15 protein-coding genes are annotated in these 16,287 nt (G+C 39.2%); 2 read left to right on the top strand and 13 right to left on the bottom strand.

The features are described from left to right. Window positions 1–7: 7 nt before the first annotated feature. The 13 genes from QT327_RS20740 to QT327_RS20680 form a co-directional block, all read right to left on the bottom strand. Window positions 8–1,444: a lipopolysaccharide biosynthesis protein gene (locus QT327_RS20740; RefSeq protein WP_130856191.1), complete on the bottom strand. Its 1,437-nt coding sequence runs from the start codon at window positions 1,442–1,444 to the stop codon at window positions 8–10. Window positions 1,445–1,693: 249 nt separating this feature from the next. Continuing rightward, window positions 1,694–2,635, bottom strand: coding sequence for a GDP-L-fucose synthase (fcl, locus tag QT327_RS20735; protein WP_130856190.1), 942 nt, complete (start codon window positions 2,633–2,635; stop codon window positions 1,694–1,696). 61 nt (window positions 2,636–2,696) lie between these two features. Beyond that, window positions 2,697–4,229: a type IX secretion system motor protein PorM/GldM gene (gene porM / locus QT327_RS20730; RefSeq protein WP_130856189.1), complete on the bottom strand. Its 1,533-nt coding sequence runs from the start codon at window positions 4,227–4,229 to the stop codon at window positions 2,697–2,699. Window positions 4,230–4,269: 40 nt separating this feature from the next. Further along, a complete protein-coding gene (gene porL / locus QT327_RS20725) occupies window positions 4,270–5,076 on the bottom strand; it encodes a type IX secretion system motor protein PorL/GldL (RefSeq protein WP_013665293.1) in 807 nt (268 codons plus the stop codon). Between the two features lie 7 nt (window positions 5,077–5,083). Then, on the bottom strand, window positions 5,084–5,746 hold the full coding sequence (locus QT327_RS20720) for a hypothetical protein (protein WP_013665292.1): 663 nt from the start codon (window positions 5,744–5,746) through the stop codon (window positions 5,084–5,086). 258 nt (window positions 5,747–6,004) lie between these two features. After that, complete coding sequence (porN, locus tag QT327_RS20715; RefSeq protein ID WP_130856188.1) at window positions 6,005–7,039, bottom strand: type IX secretion system ring subunit PorN/GldN; 1,035 nt, start codon at window positions 7,037–7,039, stop codon at window positions 6,005–6,007. Between the two features lie 73 nt (window positions 7,040–7,112). After that, entirely contained in the window at window positions 7,113–8,441 is a 1,329-nt protein-coding gene (gene porK, locus QT327_RS20710; RefSeq protein WP_165446975.1) for a T9SS ring complex lipoprotein PorK/GldK, read from the bottom strand. A gap of 467 nt (window positions 8,442–8,908) precedes the next feature. Further along, window positions 8,909–9,535 (bottom strand): response regulator transcription factor, encoded by a 627-nt coding sequence (locus tag QT327_RS20705; RefSeq protein WP_013665289.1) that lies wholly within the window; start codon window positions 9,533–9,535, stop codon window positions 8,909–8,911. A gap of 458 nt (window positions 9,536–9,993) precedes the next feature. After that, window positions 9,994–11,385, bottom strand: coding sequence for a UDP-glucose 6-dehydrogenase (locus QT327_RS20700; protein ID WP_130856186.1), 1,392 nt, complete (start codon window positions 11,383–11,385; stop codon window positions 9,994–9,996). 138 nt (window positions 11,386–11,523) lie between these two features. Continuing rightward, a complete protein-coding gene (locus QT327_RS20695; protein WP_165446974.1) occupies window positions 11,524–11,967 on the bottom strand; it encodes a VanZ family protein in 444 nt (147 codons plus the stop codon). A 19-nt stretch (window positions 11,968–11,986) separates the two neighbouring features. Beyond that, window positions 11,987–13,081 carry a mannose-1-phosphate guanylyltransferase gene (locus QT327_RS20690; protein WP_130856184.1) on the bottom strand — a complete coding sequence of 365 codons (1,095 nt, stop codon included), beginning with the start codon at window positions 13,079–13,081 and terminating at the stop codon, window positions 11,987–11,989. Window positions 13,082–13,112: 31 nt separating this feature from the next. Continuing rightward, a complete protein-coding gene (locus QT327_RS20685; RefSeq protein ID WP_130856183.1) occupies window positions 13,113–14,030 on the bottom strand; it encodes a nucleotidyltransferase family protein in 918 nt (305 codons plus the stop codon). Window positions 14,031–14,235: 205 nt separating this feature from the next. Next, window positions 14,236–14,985 carry a tyrosine-protein phosphatase gene (locus QT327_RS20680; RefSeq protein WP_130856182.1) on the bottom strand — a complete coding sequence of 250 codons (750 nt, stop codon included), beginning with the start codon at window positions 14,983–14,985 and terminating at the stop codon, window positions 14,236–14,238. 174 nt (window positions 14,986–15,159) lie between these two features. On the opposite strand from QT327_RS20680, the gene QT327_RS20675 reads away from it, so the two are divergent. Further along, window positions 15,160–16,002, top strand: coding sequence for a DUF418 domain-containing protein (locus QT327_RS20675; protein ID WP_289553910.1), 843 nt, complete (start codon window positions 15,160–15,162; stop codon window positions 16,000–16,002). After that, complete coding sequence (locus QT327_RS20670) at window positions 15,912–16,286, top strand: DUF418 domain-containing protein (protein WP_289553909.1); 375 nt, start codon at window positions 15,912–15,914, stop codon at window positions 16,284–16,286. The genes QT327_RS20675 and QT327_RS20670 overlap by 91 nt, the downstream gene beginning before the upstream one ends. Window position 16,287: the final 1 nt, after the last annotated feature.

The raw sequence follows: 16,287 nt of genomic DNA, 5'->3' as shown, positions 1-16,287 counted from the left end.
ATATATTTTACTTCTTTTGAGGTTTCAGATGTAACATTAACTCCTGACCTACCATCTTATATATTACGCCAGCAAAAACGGCTACCATGACTATAGCCACTGCAACGAAATTCATATGTGCTATATTGAGTAACAAAAACCCGATTCCATAAGCTATTAACGAACCAATCACAGCTGCTTTCACCTCACTTAACAATTCCAATGTGCTTATTTTCAGATCCAGCAGGTACCTAAAGGCATACTGCGCAACGATCACATTAAATATTTTGTTGAAAAATACTGCCCAAGAAGCACCAATAATCCCCCCAGCATAAACACCATAAGCAAGCGACGGGATATAAACGACTGCCTTAATGATTTGAAGCCTCATTTCCAAGCCCGGCCGACCTAAGGCTCGTATCAAAACAGTATTGCTATTTACTAGCATCTGAATCATAATTGAGGCAGCTAATATCTGTAAAGGGATAATGGAGGCATGCCACTTCTCACCAAAAAAATTCAATACAAACGGTTCTGCTAAGGTAAAAAACAACAACATGACCGGAAATACAATGATACAATTGTAGCTTACTACTTTTAGATAATACTTTTTAATGGCTGCTGGTTCCGACTGCTTCTTACCATAAAGTGGGTACATTACATTGTTTATAACCGCCATCAAGCGGCTTCTAAACAAATCGGTTAATACAAAGGCGAAAGAATATGCGCCTAACAATGCCGCTGAAAGAAATTTTCCAATTAGCAGGTAATCAATATTGTTGATAATGTAGTTCACGAGATTCGTGCCAGACGCAAGCACACCAAATCCGAACACATCCTTAAACGCCTGCCTATTCCATTGAAATTTCGGACGCCAATTTGTGGCTTTGAAGTAAAAAGGGATAGCAAAAGTTACCATAGCAAAAGAATTGAAAGCTAATGACCATACCCCCGCTCCGGCAAATGCAAGAATAATAGAGAGAATGCCTGCCACTATATTAGCGGCTCCTTCTATACTGGCAATTTTTTTAAATTCCATCTTTTTAGATAGCTGAGCTTTATTAACCAAGTTGATGGGAGTAAAAAGAATACCTAAACTGATCACAGGAATCAACAACCTTAACCGCTCTTCATGGTAGAACTCGACAGCTAGCGGAGCGATCACAAAACTCATCAGAAGAAACAAGGCGATTGACCATAACAATCCTGTCCAAAATGCGGTATGAAAATGCACGGGCTTTAAGTCCTCCTCTTTTCTCTGAATTAAGGCTGCACCAAACCCCAAATCGGTAAGCACTTGTACAAATCCGGTGAAAACCGCGGCCATGCCTATTAGCCCAAATTGTTCTGGCAATAACAATTTAGCTAATATTAGTTTAACTATAAATGCAAAAGATTGATTAATTACCAGTTGCGCGCCATTCCAAAAAATTCCTTTCAACACCAAACTTTTCGAACTGTCCATTCCTTCTTATTTCTGTTTTATTTCCGCGGTAAAACTAAGCGTAAAATTCGGAATTACGCACGGTGAGAAATGAACGTTCTATTTGTGAGAAAAGCAATCTAGAGAGAATATAAAAGTGTGTAAATTATACAGACCTTCGAAATTTTAGCACCATTTCTACGCTCGGACTAAAACATAAAGGGCCTCATTAAAGTATAACCCCTATTATCTTTAAAAGACGACAGGGGTTAAAGCGTTGATGGGTTGAAATTAGCGCTCAGCAACTATCTGAGTATGCAAGAAGTCATCATATGCGAGTGCGAGCCCTTCCTTTAAATCTACACTGTGCTTCCATCCCAATTTATGTAATTTACTGACATCCATAAGCTTCCGAGGGGTACCGTCCGGCTTAGATGTGTCGTACCTAATTTCTCCTTCAAATCCGACAACATCTTTAACGAGCTCAGCTAACTCGCTAATAGTTAAATCTTCTCCAGTTCCAACATTTATTAATTCTTTTTCAGAATAGGTTTGCATTAGAAATATACAAGCATCAGCCAGATCATCTGCATATAAAAATTCCCGCTTAGGTGTCCCTGTCCCCCATATCGTTACAGAAGGAGCATTAGCTATTTTCGCCTCATGAAATCGTCTAATCAGGGCAGGTAATACATGAGAATTTTGAGGATGGTAGTTATCGCCTATTCCATACAGATTCGTAGGCATGACACTTATAAAATCACACCCATATTGATCTCTATAAGCCTCACATAATTTTATACCTGCTATTTTAGCAATCGCGTAAGGTTCATTCGTGTGCTCAAGCGGCCCCGTTAAAAGGTAATCTTCTCTTAAAGGTTGAGGAGCCATTTTTGGGTAAATACAACTACTACCTAGAAACATAAGCTTCGTAACTTGCTGCTGATATGCTGCGTGAATTATATTGCATTCCATCAACAGGTTGTCATATAAAAAATCAGCCCTGTAAGTATTATTTGCTACAATTCCTCCTACCTTTGCGGCTGCTAAAAAGACATATTCCGGTTTTTCTACCTGAAAAAATGTGTGGACGGCCCCTTGATTACGAAGATCTAATTCAGCAGAAGTTCTAGTAATTAAATTAGTGTAACCTGCTAATTTCAAATGACGGGTAATAGCGCCGCCAACCATGCCACGATGGCCTGCGATATAAATTCTAGAATCTTTTTCCATATAAATCAATTTTATTAAAGAATGCTAAGGCATACCATAACCTTCAAAAGTTAAGATAATGTTAATTGGCAGACAATGCCACCGCATTTAACTGCCTTGGAGCCCCGTCAGGCCCAACAGCAATAATATTATCAAAAATAACTCTTGTTCCCGGGCCTATTCCATTCAAAGCCGACTTCATCGCAGCACTTAAGGAGTTTCCGCTAGTTGAAAGAACAATGGCATCGGCTCGTGGCTTTGCTAAGATCATGGTAAATTTGGTAATATTAAATTTAGCGTCGAAATCAAAATTTTCTAAACTTGCAAACAAGGCATTTTGTGCTTTTAAAGCAACGGAAGCCATCGCACCACCTGACTTTCCACCAAATTTAGCGATGGGATCCGGGATCCGCTTCACCCTAAAATCCGTTGTACTCAAGGTTTGCACTTTACCTGGTGCCACTTCAGCTGACACCGATATTTTAGCCGTTCCGGGAGATGACACACGCGCTACGTACTTCCCGTTTGAACCCGATAAACTGCCACCGCTCATACTGACCTTAATCTTATCGGCCGGTGTTCCCGGGGCGGATATGGATAAGGGGTTATCAACACCGATGTAAAGCACGTTCATTTTGTCCGGAGAAACAACGGCCGATGGTCTCGATACCTGATAACGTTGTTCGGGAGTGCGATATTCCTTTATCGTTCCATCCGTTTGTTTTACTTTAATAACACCGGTCCATGTAAAGACGCCTTCTTTAGAGGTGTTAACGTTATACACCCCTTTTCCATTACTTACCTGTAAAGCACTCCCGTTTACAGAAATAGACGGATCTGATTTAGAGTCATAAGCCGTTAAGAAAACTTCAGCAGTGTATGGCTGTCCCTGAATCAGATAAGAGGTAGGGGCAACTGCTACTGCAGCAAATTGATCCAGGTTTACGACAGCCTGGTCCATTTTCCCTAAGATGCGTTTCACCACATCCGACTCTGCATTCTGTGCATCGGTTTGAATTTTGGTTAAAATAGCCATGGCAGCAGTCAACGGAGTGCCATCGCCAAAATTAATTTCTTCCCATTTTTTCTTTCCGTTAACACGTTTCTCCGGATCGTTAGCCTCCAGAGAAAATGTTACTGCTCCCCTATCCTTTTCGTCCAATAATGCCAGCAACTTTTCTCTTGTGCCATTTATTTTCTCTTTTAACTCAGCACCCTTCTTCTTGTTAATCATCAACCCAGGGGCTATATCCATATTATCGCGTTGCGACAAATCCCCTGTATCCTCATCATAACCACCACCCTGCTTTTCAAACTCCTTCTTCAGTGTATTGATATACTCGTTCAGCTCACCTACTATAGCTCTCGCCTGTTTCGCCTTTTCATAGATAGGTCTTGCGCGTTCCGGCTCTTCTTTTAGCTTGGTATTCTCAAAAGCCATAAATAACTGTTCTACCGAATTGTTGACATTCGATCTCGAAGTTTCCAAACTATCATTTATATTCTTAAAGGCATCCAATATGGTATCTGATACATTCAACGCCAGCATGGCCAATAATACCAAATACATGATATTAATCATCCGTTGCCTTGGGGTCTCTTTTCCTAAAGCCATTAATTAAGTTTTTAATTGTCAATGAATAATATCCGGAAAACTACATGCGCGGTTGGTTCATAGCGCTTAACATATTGCCGTAAACTGCATTTAAGGCAGCAAGGTTTTTCGCTAACTTGTTCACTTCATCTTTAAACATTTTTGAGTCGTCTAAAGATTCATTGAAGTTCTGCATAGTAGAGCTTAGCTGTTCATAGAACCTATTCATTGACTGTAGATGCGCATTTGAATCTCTTAATTCGCGCTCGTACATCGCATTTAGGGAACTCAGGTTTTGAGTCAATTGTTGTACCTGATCATGGTAACCACGAGTGTCCGAGTTAGTAGACGACATGGCAACAAGATTGGCCGACGCCTTTTCAAAGGCAACACTTAAACTGTCGAATTTAGATGAAGCTAAACGAAGCTTCTCTGTAAACTCGTTGGCCGCAAAAGAAGCATCGGAAAGGTTGCTAATGGCGGTCACTTTTTCATTAAACGAACGTAAACCCTTACCTAAACTGGCAATGGTCTCCGGTCCAACCTGAGCATCAGCAAAGATTTTATCCAAGGCGAGGGTAGTTGAGGCGTTCGGATTTTGTATCGGCCTCGCCGAAGTTTTAGGTAATTCTCCGCTATAATCATCGGCTAGCTCAGGATAAACTCTTTCCCATTCAGGATCCTTAGGCGGCGGGTTGAAACCCATTAAAAAAAACAATAGAGCCTCTACACCTAAACCTGCTCCGATCATGTAGTTTGCCATTGCTCCGCCAATATGGAGTATTTTAAACAGAGCTCCTAAGATTACCACACTGGCTCCCCATGAGATAGCTACGTGTAGCCAATTTGAATTGTCTTTCTTCTTCATACTTAAATTATTGGAAATATTTATTATAACTGTTTTTAAAAAAGATATACGATATTCCAACTTGTACATTTACCCCGGGCACCATATTGTAAGGGAAAGAATCTAAATCTTCACGTAATTTTGGTATGTCAACAGGATCCTTTTCGTAGATTTTTATCGCTGTCGACTCTATAGGGATATAATACCCTACATTAACCGCCATATTTAATCGTTGTGAAAGCCTTATTCCGTTTATTCCTGTTCCTATGTAAGGTCTTAATTTCCCCCATTCAACGCCATAATCCTTCTTTTGATCAGCCACCTTGCGCGTTCCAACATAACGCTCATACCTGTTCTCAAAAAAGTATCCTATTCCAGCACTAACAATCCATTTACGGGCAATCCAACTGTCTTTCCCAATAAGCGGCTGCCAATCCGCCAATAAAGTTACGTCTGAACGGTTTATTTCAAACACCCGATTACCTAATTTCATCTTAGAGGAAGGAAAGATACTTGCTCCCAATCGAACATTGAATGCGTCCGATAACGGATAAGCTCCCTCTATTCCGAGCCCCCTAGTTCCCACATGAATGCCTACACCGGGATAAAAGCTAGAATATTCTTCCCAAATCTGCGCTTTTACTTGCAGACTAGCAAGTGCTGTAATAAAAAATATGAAGATTTTTTTCATCCGTATATAATTTGCATTTTTTAAAGGCGATGAAGCCGTCCGATCTTCGCTTAAGGGCTGCTCAAGAGTTCGTAAACTCCATTATTCATCCCTCGTGTAAGTTTAAAAATCATGAAGGCTTTATCAAATAATTGTTATTCTGTTTTGCCCCATATCAATCGAGTATAACTACACATTTATGCATGTATGGCCTTTACTACCAGTGATCGTAACCTAAGTTTTGACAATCTATAAAACGTTTAAAAGTATCAATGACTACTATTGACGACTTTCTTTACCCTCAGCCTGTTCATTTCTCAACACTGCCTTTTCCTTCTTTCGGTCGTTCTTTTCCTTCTTTTCTCGCAAATAATCCTCGTCCTTCGAAACTAAATCATCCGAGTTGACCCCTTTGGGATTGCGCCATAAACGGTCCTTATAAAGCTGAATCTTATCTTGGATGTCTCTTTCTGTCGTATCCTGTCCGTCGGCCGCATATTGCATCCGTTGACTTGGAGAAGTTTGTCGTACAATCTTGCTTGAAAATTTACGCTGTACAAATAGATCGTCCATTGTCATATCATAGAGCTCCTTATCGGGATCAGACACATCCAGTTGTACCAACGTGTATCGCAATTGTGGAAAATACAGCCAAAAGGCGGGTGTTTCTCCGACCGACTCCGCCAATTCCGCCGAAGAATTGATTGTCATCAAAGGCGCTACCCCAATAATCCTTGTTTCCAGTTTGCCTCGTTGTTTATCGAAAAATATATCTTCTTTAATACGAAATTTCGTCACCTTTTCCGGGTTAAATTCGTTTAAAGTCATCTTGGCATCGATTTGGTTTCCCTCGTTGTCAAAAATCGGTACCAGCACGCTATCTGTAAAGCGAGCTTCTCCCTCTCTTGCAGTCAGCTTCGTTTTAAAACCATCATCTTCCGGATTATAAGGCGTTAATTTACCTTCTTTGATACTTTTCATAATAGCCTCCATCAATGAAGCTCCGGGGATAGCAAAAATATAGTTCTCTTTATCTTTCAAATCGATGTCTCTCCACACGCGCTTGTAAAAACGAATATTCTTTGGATTAACCTTTGGATAAGCAAAAGGTACAGCGTCATGTAAATCACTCACCTGATAATAGCCATCCGTTTGGGGCACAGTATCGATCAATAACACACTACCATTGCCTGCCATCGAATCGGGGATCGTTCCACTTATTCCCTCTTCTACAATAGTTGTATCCGGAGTTTCCTGCGCCAACAATCCGAAAAAGCAGAAGAAACTCAATATACCGGTCAAAAACATTTTCATAATTATTATTCTTTTTCTCAACAATGATTTTCTAGCGTTTCGAGATACGCTCTAAGGAGCAATTTTGAAACCATCAATTTTTGTACTTTCTTGTTTTTACTTGTGGGGTTGCCATTTCAAAAGCTGACATTACACACCTGAATCCAATATAGGAATGTGCTTCATCTTGTTGTTCGTAATTTCTCGCATCGCTATTCAGCATGCTTCCATTATCTTTCCAAGATCCACCCCTAACTACTTTCCGTTTCAACGCATAACTTGCACGATCATCGGCGTCGTATAATAAAACGGGATTTAAGTCGTTCACAAATTCAATGGCTGAGGGGCTGAAAGCATCCAACGTCCATTCCGACACGTTTCCGGCCATATTATATACGCCAAATGCATTCGGAGTATAAGCTTTTACAGGAACCGTAAAGGTAGATCCATCTCTTGAATAGGTCCCTTCTCCTTGCTTAAAGTTTACTGCAAGTCTTTTTTTGTCTGATTTGCGATCATCGATTGTTAATCGGGTCCGTTGAATCGTATCTACCGGATCAAGCTTCCCTTCTGCGGCATATTGCCATTGGGCTTCGGTAGGTAAGCTGAAAGTCAATTGATACCCCTTTAGATAGGAGTTCTTTTGCAAACTTGCCATAATCTCCTTTCCTCGCCAATCAGCATATGCCCGGGCCTGTTTCCAACTTACACCGACCACCGGATTGTAGTCAAAAGATTTATGATAAAAGTAGTTTGCATCCATAGCATGCATTTGAGCATTTGGAAAATCTTTTGACCAAATGTCGTCTACTGGCATCACTCCCACGGTGTCTGTTACATATTGATCATTGTTCCTGCCGTCCATTTTTAAATAAGAAAAGCGATAAGTTAGCAGGGCATCGTTTAAAACTCTTTTACCTGCCTTCATGGTTAACATTGGACGCAGCTTCTCTTGAATTTCCGGATTTTTACTTAGCCATAAGGGAGACTCTTTTTTCACCCTTTTCCAATCAATCAGTCGTTCCACATTTGCGTCGTTAGCGCCGTCTTCATTCGTGTTGTCTTCTTTTAAAAAGTACTGATCGTCTTTTAAATAATCAACAACAGCAACCGAGTCGGCAACCCAGTTTACAAATTCGCGGTACTGTCTGTTTGTGACTTCCGTCTCATCGATAAAGAATGCACTTAAGCTTACGTTTTTCCCCATGTCGCTACTATCTTGCGAACTCTTATAGAAGATCGTTCCCGAAGGGATGTATACCATTCCCGGAGGTGCCGGCAGCCTATTACCCCGGAAAGACGAAACTCGGGGAGAATCATATAACTTATTTGATTTACACGCCGTCATGGATAATGCCAGTGCCATTATACCACCAAACGCAGCACGACCGGCAATCCGACTAAATCTGTTTAAAGCTCTCATTTCAATTATCATTTTTAATGGCAGTGAACAGCTCTTTATAAAGAGGTGTTCCGATATTTACACTTTTCTATTTTATCACCAAATATTTTGCAACGTGATTTTGATGATTTATATACCAATTGAGCCATAAGCCATCAAAATAAATTGATCTTTCTTTAAATGCACTATTTTCTCAACAAAATGTGTATAAACTCACATTTTTATATGGTAAATAATAGACTATGGCTTATTGAGCATACTCGCTCCCAAATTACAATATCCTGATTAAGGTCATAATTTTGATAGACTTCTTTATTTCGTTTCATTCGTCGTTCTCTCCATCATGGGAACTACTATGCAAAAGTAGGTATTCGGCTACAAGCCGCCATACTCGATTTCTGACCTATTTATACACAGGTATAGACAGCATTATACATTTGTTTAACAAAAGGTCTTTAGGAAATAAGGCTAAGAATTACGGGTTATCACTAGCTAATGTGGACGAATTTATGTTTAATTGCCTGTAAAACGAGTCCGGTTCGACTTTTCACTTTGAATTTAGCAAACAAACTGGCTCGATAACCATCAATTGTTTTAATCGACAGAAACATGCGTTTTGCGATCTCATGATAATTTAAGTCGCTACAAGCCAAATACAAGAATTCCTTCTCCCGATCTGTCAGATCTATTTGAAGCGCGATGTCTTCTACACTTTTTTCTGTCAAATAAGAGTTATAATACCCTTTTGCCCATACTTCAGTTAGTGCCAAATTGAGTTCCAAAACATTCATATTTTTTGTAAGGTATGCGCAACAGCCTGCTCGGATCATTTGAAGTACACTGATCGAATCGCTTAAAACGGAAAGGGCAACTAATTTTATATCCGGATAGGTAAACTTGATTTTGCCAGTAAGCTCTGCACCGCTCATATTGGGCATAAGCACGTCAATCAATAATATATCTGGATAGCTTTCTTGTCGTCTCAATTTATTTAACAAATCATGTCCGTCGGTAGCGTGCATCGTGACTTGGAAATCGGCAAGATTATTAATGAGCATGATTAAAGACTCCAAAACCAGCGCATGATCATCTACTATACCTATAGTTGCTTTCATAATAAAATACTTAAACAGTTGTTATGTATTTACCTGTTAAATCTAGATCGGTGTAAATTCTATATGATTATTTCATCAAGAATTTAATCCTTCTTCAATATTCAGTCCAGTACCAGAATTTTTAGGTCTTAACAAAGATGACAAAAAATATTTTTATGCCTATTTCACTCTTTGTAAAATATTGTATAGCAAAGGATGTCGGTTTCACATTTCACATCTCAATTGCATTTAACAATGAAGAGAAAAAACAACTAACGATCTATATAATAATAGGTTATATAATACCGTTATTATTAACAGAATGAACACAATCTACCTATCTATGAGAAAACTTAAATAAAAATGTGCAAAAATTGTTGTTACAAAATTTATATTAAAACAAAAAGGCCAGAAAATTCTAGCCTTCTATTTAATTTAATTCGACTTGGTAAAAGTCTGATAATTACTTTTCGTTTCTACTAGCTCCCTATCGGACAAATTTTAAATCCAATATTCTCAAGCTTCGCTTTATCGAGAATATTTCGTCCATCAAAGATATGCGCCGGCTTCAACATGTTATCGTAGATCCGCTGCCAATCATAGTGTTTAAACTCATCCCACTCGGTAAGGATAGCCACGGCGTGGGCGTCTTTACAAGCCTCATAAGGATCATTATATACTTGTACAAGCTTGCTGTTCTCATCCGATGATCTTGTAGCTAGGTAGTCAAGGTCGGTATAAACTTGCTGCTCGGGTACCTTAGGATCATAAACACCGACATGAGCCTGTTCGTATAGTAAGTGATCGGCTACATAAATCGCCGCAGATTCGCGCGTATCATTGGTGTCTTTCTTAAAAGCCCATCCTAAGAACGCAATTTTCTTTCCGTTTACCGTATTATAAAGCGTTTTTATAATCTTGTTCGCGAATCGCTTCTTTTGGTGATCATTCATAATAATCACCTGTTCCCAATAGTCGGCAACTTCCGTAAGTCCGTAGCTTCTCGCGATATACACCAAATTCAAAATATCCTTTTGAAAACAAGAGCCACCAAACCCTACCGAAGCCTTCAGAAATTTAGGACCTATCCGACTGTCTGTTCCGATAGCACGGGCTACCTCATTAATGTCTGCCTCAGTATGTTCACACAGTTCCGAGAGCGCATTAATCGATGAAACTCGTTGTGCTAGAAAAGCATTGGCGGTTAATTTTGACAGTTCAGACGACCATACATTGGTAGTAAGAATCCGTTCTCTGGGCACCCACTGTGCATATATATTGACCAGCGCTTCAATCGCTTTCTTTCCTTCTTCGTCCTGATCGCCACCAATCAACACGCGGTCGGGTTTTAACAAGTCCTCTACAGCCGTGCCCTCCGCTAAAAATTCCGGATTAGAAAGAATTTGAAATTTAACACCGTTTCCGGTATGCTGTAAAATATCCTTCAAGGTCCTAGCCGTGCGGACGGGAAGCGTGGACTTTTCGACAACTATTTTATCCGATTTACTAACGCGGGCGATTTGTCGCGCACAAAGTTCGATCCATTTCAAATCGGCTGCTTGTCCTTTTCCTGCTCCGTATGTTTTTGTCGGGGTATTCACTGAGATAAAGATCATGTCTGCTTCATTAATAGCTTGATCCACATCAGTTGAAAAAAACAGGTTTCTTCCCCTTGCTTCTGAAACAACTTCACTCAATCCCGGTTCATAAACGGGAATTTTATTAACATCGTGATCATTCCAGGCCGCAATCCGAGCCTCATTGAGATCAACCACCGTAACTTGTATGTCAGGACATTGCTTGGCTATTACAGCCATTGTTGGGCCGCCAACATAGCCAGCGCCGATACAACAGATTTTTTTTACAGTCATTTTTAAGGATAAATTCAAATTATAAACTAAATGTTTTTTATGTGCCGTGCGTTACAAAAATAAACAATGACAAAATCTCAAAGCGTTACATTTCTTTCACGAATCTTGAACAGAGAGATGCGGTGTTTAGCCTCCTTTTCAATTATTAGATCTTTCAGTTTCAAAGGCTGTTCGCTTTATGCCGTCAATTATAGTTACTCCGCAAAGAACTCCAAGCGAATTGAATACGAGATCATCGATATCGGCAAGCCCTACACCGGTGATATACTGAGTAAACTCTACTATAAAACTCGCGATAAAACCGATCCAAAACATTGTGTGCGGTCGCTTGACCTTCCATACTATATAAAGAAAAAGTGGTAGCGGAACAAACATTACAATATTGCCCAATATGTCGAGGTACACACTATTTACATCGATTGCATGTTTGTATAAATACCACTTCATTTTAAATGGGATTAATAATAATGGTCGCGAATCAGTGCTTTCAAATGTGGGGTTCGGCCTTCTTCCTGCAAAAAAAACCACATAGAATAAGATGATAAAATACAGCAAGCACCACACTCTCCATACCCATTTCATAATGGAATCCAAAGAATATTTAGATATAACTTTCACCAAATTGCTTAGCCGCATCTGCAACAACTTGCTTTACTTCTTGTTCACTATCGATCGGACAAATCATCAACGTATCATTTGCCTCCACTATAATATAATTATGTAAATTTTTCAAAACTACCTTTTTATAACTCGGCACATTAACCATGCAATTGCTGCTGTTGTATAGAATCACATTATTAGCGTCTGGTATAAGCACATTGCCGCTATTATCCTGTTGACTTAACCCATAAACAGACGTCCATGTTCCTAAGTCAGACCAGCCAAAATCTACAGGCAGGACATAAACCCGTTCGCTTTTTTCCATGATTGCATAATCAATGGATATATTCTCACATGCCGGATAATACGCTTCCAAAAAAGCTTTTTCTTCCGGTGTATTGTATTTTCCATATCCAGCCATAAATACTGCATTTAACTTTTCCTCATACTTTTGCAATTCAGCAAGAATAGATTGCACATTCCAAATGAAAATACCTGCATTCCAGAGGTACTTACCACTCGAAACATATTCTTGCGCTACTTGTAAAACGGGTTTCTCTCTAAAGGAAGCGACTTTGTTAAAGTTTGAAAATCCGGCAAGCGTCTCGTCGCTAATTTGAATATACCCATATCCCGTATCCGGTCTTGACGGCTTTATTCCTAGGGTAATCAACGCTTCGCTGTTTTCCGCTGCTTCCAGAGACATTTTGATATCCGACAGAAAACGCTCCGTATCTTGAATAAGATGATCAGAAGGGGCAATAACGAGTGTTGCATTAGGGTTTAAAGCTTGCAATTTATGACAGGCATAGGCGATGCAAGGCGCCGTATTGCGCATGGCCGGCTCACCGATAATTCTGTTCTCATCGGTAATCCCTAACTGCTCTTTTACCAATTCAACATATTTATGGTTTGTTAGCACATAAATATTGTCCTCCGGAACAATTTGCTTGAATCGCTCGTAAGTACTTTGAATTAAGGTTTTACCTAACCCAAGCACATCAATAAACTGTTTAGGAAGTGATGTTCTACTAACTGGCCAAAAACGGCTACCTACGCCCCCGGCCATAATAACAACATAATGATTTTTATTCATATATAATTTTTTATAACTGCGCAAAAAAATGCTAAACAGCTACCTCTTTCCATAAGTACTTAGGATAAACCCCTTTCTCAACTAAATCAGACAGTTCGTTTTTAACCAACGGTTTATCTTCTTGATACGTTACTCCAAAGCACGGGGCGTCAATAGGGATCACCCGAAAGCTTGCCTGTCCTTTCTGTAGCAAGATCTGCGCTGCCTCCGGTATGAGAAATTCGGCTTTCGGATCCGCTATATTTTCACGTACAAAAGTAACAAACAAAGGCTCAAGTAACGAAAATATCGCTGGAGTAAAACCCCAAAAATTCATTGAAACAAGATCGTCGACATTTAACTTGCCAGGTGTCCCATCGTGCTGAACAAACTCGATTTCACCTTCAGAATTTCTGTAAACCTTTGCTCGCTCATCCAACCTTTTCAATTCACTTGAATCTGATATGGCACAAACCCCTCTCGTTACAGGGCCACTATCCGATAAAGTTTTGTCAATCTTATACCCTAATAGCGCAAAGTAATCATCTTTAGCTTCATCTGCCAGAAAAGCCGCCATTCGCCGAAAAGCTATAAGACTATAAAAATCATCCGCATTAATCACACAAAAATTTTCTTTAACTACATTTCTTGCAGCCAACAGCGCATGTCCGGTTCCCCAAGGTTTAGTGCGCTCAATATACTCATTAAAACCGTATTCTGCCAATTGAGGCTCTTGAAATGCATAATCAACTTCCATTTGGCCTTTCAGGGCCTTTGCAAACTTCTCTTCAAATACAGTTTGATGTTCTTTCCTAATGATGAAACATACTTTTCCAAATCCGGCACGTATGGCATCAAAAATAGAATATTCCAAAATTGTTTCGTTATTCGGTCCAAAACCATCAATTTGTTTGTTTCCACCATAGCGGCTCGCCATTCCAGCGGCTAAGATTACTAAAGTCGGTTTCATTTGCTATTAATTTAAATCAATTTTTAAAGGAACTAATATTGACGACTCGCAAACGTAAACGATTTCGCCAGGAAATTTATCGGGGTGAATATCGGATAAATAATATTTTTTTTAAACGCAATGTCCGTAAATTGTATACAAACGGACCGCTTTTGAGTACTATTATCCAATATACCAACCGTTAAACGAAAGGTAGCATGATCGACTATAGCAATTCAGCGTTTTTTATAGATAAATGCCCTAACTCCTTATAAGCGCGTCCACTTTTTACATAGCTGATTATTTTAGTTAATTGCTGATGGTGATGCAAATCAGTTCCTAAAAAGTCATACATATTTTTATTAATAAGATATTGCGTTGTTATTGTAACTTGTTTTCCATAGTAACCTATTGGAGAAAGTAAGTTCAACTGCAACAAACACCCCATCTCTTTTAATTCATGGTACTTCCTTGTTTGCGATGAATAAAAATTGTAACGTTCGGGATGCGCGATGATTGGGATATACCCATTTGCGATAATGCGACTTACTATCTGTTCCAACGCAATCGGTTCGGCCGACCATGGCATTTCAACCAGTAAATGATTGGTTGGAAATGGTCTTAAACACTGCTCTTCTAAGAGCGCTTCAAATTTCTCGCCAAGCATGTATTCCGCAGATGAATGGGTATATATATCTGCTAAACCGGCTCGTTCCATTTCAGCATAGAACCTCTCGTGAGCATAATCAATTGTCTCCTTCGTATTAGGAAATACCTCATCATATATATGGGGCGTTAATATGAACGATTTTAAACCAAGAGACAAAAGTTTTTTTAGCAACAGCAGCGATACCGAAACATTTGGCGCCCCATCATCGATGCCTGGCAATAGGTGTGAATGTATATCAACTTCAACCCACTCTAGACTCGCATGTCCACTTCGTCTAAACAAATTAAACATCACTGTTCTCCTCATCAACATAAACGATTTCCGCATCAGTATATTGTACTTGCTTTCCGCCACTTATCTTTGTAAGCGTTGTACATAAATAATCAACACTTCCCACCCTTTCGTATAATTGCCCGTTTTTATATCAGTTCGTATCCATGGTCTCCATTAATTGGGTCTCCAGCTTACCTTTGTATTACCATGGCCGATACCTTATTAAAAACTGACTCACCACGAATTTCCATCCTCGATATTCTCCGGGGATTTGCCTTGTACGGAATTATCCTTGCTCACGCGGCATCTATATATCTTCTTGAATTACAATCCGAAGGAAAAAAAATCGGCAATGAAACGGACCTTTTAATCAAGAGTTTCTTAAGTTTTTTCGTAGAAAGAAAATTTTACTTAATATTTTCCTTCTTATTCGGCTTAAGCTTTTATATCCAATTTAGAAATGCTAAAAGAAAGGGTCAGCCATTTACAATCAAGTTTATATGGAGGCTGTTTGTTTTATTTATTATTGGTTTACTGCATAATCAATTTTATGCTTTTGATATATTGCATATCTACGCCATTATCGGTTTGTTACTTATTCCTGTTAGACATCTGAATCAAAGACATCTTCTATTCATAATAGCAATTTTAGTTGTTGCAGCTTGCTTATCTTCCGAATTCGGCCATCATATTAAAAGTTCTTCTTCCATGTCCTTAATAGCCAATTTAGGCTTCTCGCAACGTATTATCCATCAATTATCGTCCGGTCATTTCCTGATGATTCTTAGCTTATTCTATCTTGGTTACTGGGCCGGTACAGTTGATCTATTTAATGCTAAGGGTTTTCGTACTGAGCTATTAAAAAAATCCTTACTTCTGTGGTCGCTTGCACTTGGCGTGTTTTTAATTATTGGCAGTACGTTATATTATACAGCTACGTTGAGTGCCTTAAAAAGTCTATGGCTTTCATTCTGCTACATCGGCGGCATCTGTTTACTTTATTGGTACAGAAAAAATGGCGGCTTTTTTGGTCAGCCTTGGAAAATTTAGGCCGCATGGGTTTAACGAATTATGTATTACAAACTTTTTTCTTCTTTCTTCTCTTTGAATTTGGCTATAAACAAGTAAAAAATGGAGAATTGCTTTCCATTATCATATTAGCCAACTTATTCTATTTTGCACAAATCATTTTTTCGATTTATTGGTTCAAAAAATTCAGCTTTGGCCCGCTTGAATGGATCTGGCGAAGCACTACCAATTTATATAAAAACCAGCCTCTTCAAAAAAAGAAATTACATTCAATGGTAGAACAAGACGCACCACTTAGCCAATAAG

Source organism: Olivibacter sp. 47 (assembly GCF_030372825.1).
GTDB classification, from domain to species: domain Bacteria; phylum Bacteroidota; class Bacteroidia; order Sphingobacteriales; family Sphingobacteriaceae; genus Olivibacter; species Olivibacter oleidegradans.
The sequence above is the reverse complement of the archived record's forward strand: the minus strand, read 5'-3'. Positions and strand labels throughout refer to the sequence as shown.

Bases quoted from the DNA above. Each gene is read 5' to 3' on its own strand.
- QT327_RS20740 (WP_130856191.1), bottom strand. From the start codon at position 1,444: ATGGACAGTTCGAAAAGTTTGGTGTTGAAAGGAATTTTTTGGAATGGC.
- fcl (WP_130856190.1), bottom strand. From the start codon at position 2,635: ATGGAAAAAGATTCTAGAATTTATATCGCAGGCCATCGTGGCATGGTT.
- porM (WP_130856189.1), bottom strand. From the start codon at position 4,229: ATGGCTTTAGGAAAAGAGACCCCAAGGCAACGGATGATTAATATCATG.
- porL (WP_013665293.1), bottom strand. From the start codon at position 5,076: ATGAAGAAGAAAGACAATTCAAATTGGCTACACGTAGCTATCTCATGG.
- QT327_RS20720 (WP_013665292.1), bottom strand. From the start codon at position 5,746: ATGAAAAAAATCTTCATATTTTTTATTACAGCACTTGCTAGTCTGCAA.
- porN (WP_130856188.1), bottom strand. From the start codon at position 7,039: ATGAAAATGTTTTTGACCGGTATATTGAGTTTCTTCTGCTTTTTCGGA.
- porK (WP_165446975.1), bottom strand. From the start codon at position 8,441: ATGAGAGCTTTAAACAGATTTAGTCGGATTGCCGGTCGTGCTGCGTTT.
- QT327_RS20705 (WP_013665289.1), bottom strand. From the start codon at position 9,535: ATGAAAGCAACTATAGGTATAGTAGATGATCATGCGCTGGTTTTGGAG.
- QT327_RS20700 (WP_130856186.1), bottom strand. From the start codon at position 11,385: ATGACTGTAAAAAAAATCTGTTGTATCGGCGCTGGCTATGTTGGCGGC.
- QT327_RS20695 (WP_165446974.1), bottom strand. From the start codon at position 11,967: ATGAAATGGGTATGGAGAGTGTGGTGCTTGCTGTATTTTATCATCTTA.
- QT327_RS20690 (WP_130856184.1), bottom strand. From the start codon at position 13,081: ATGAATAAAAATCATTATGTTGTTATTATGGCCGGGGGCGTAGGTAGC.
- QT327_RS20685 (WP_130856183.1), bottom strand. From the start codon at position 14,030: ATGAAACCGACTTTAGTAATCTTAGCCGCTGGAATGGCGAGCCGCTAT.
- QT327_RS20680 (WP_130856182.1), bottom strand. From the start codon at position 14,985: ATGAGGAGAACAGTGATGTTTAATTTGTTTAGACGAAGTGGACATGCG.
- QT327_RS20675 (WP_289553910.1), top strand. From the start codon at position 15,160: ATGGCCGATACCTTATTAAAAACTGACTCACCACGAATTTCCATCCTC.
- QT327_RS20670 (WP_289553909.1), top strand. From the start codon at position 15,912: ATGGCTTTCATTCTGCTACATCGGCGGCATCTGTTTACTTTATTGGTA.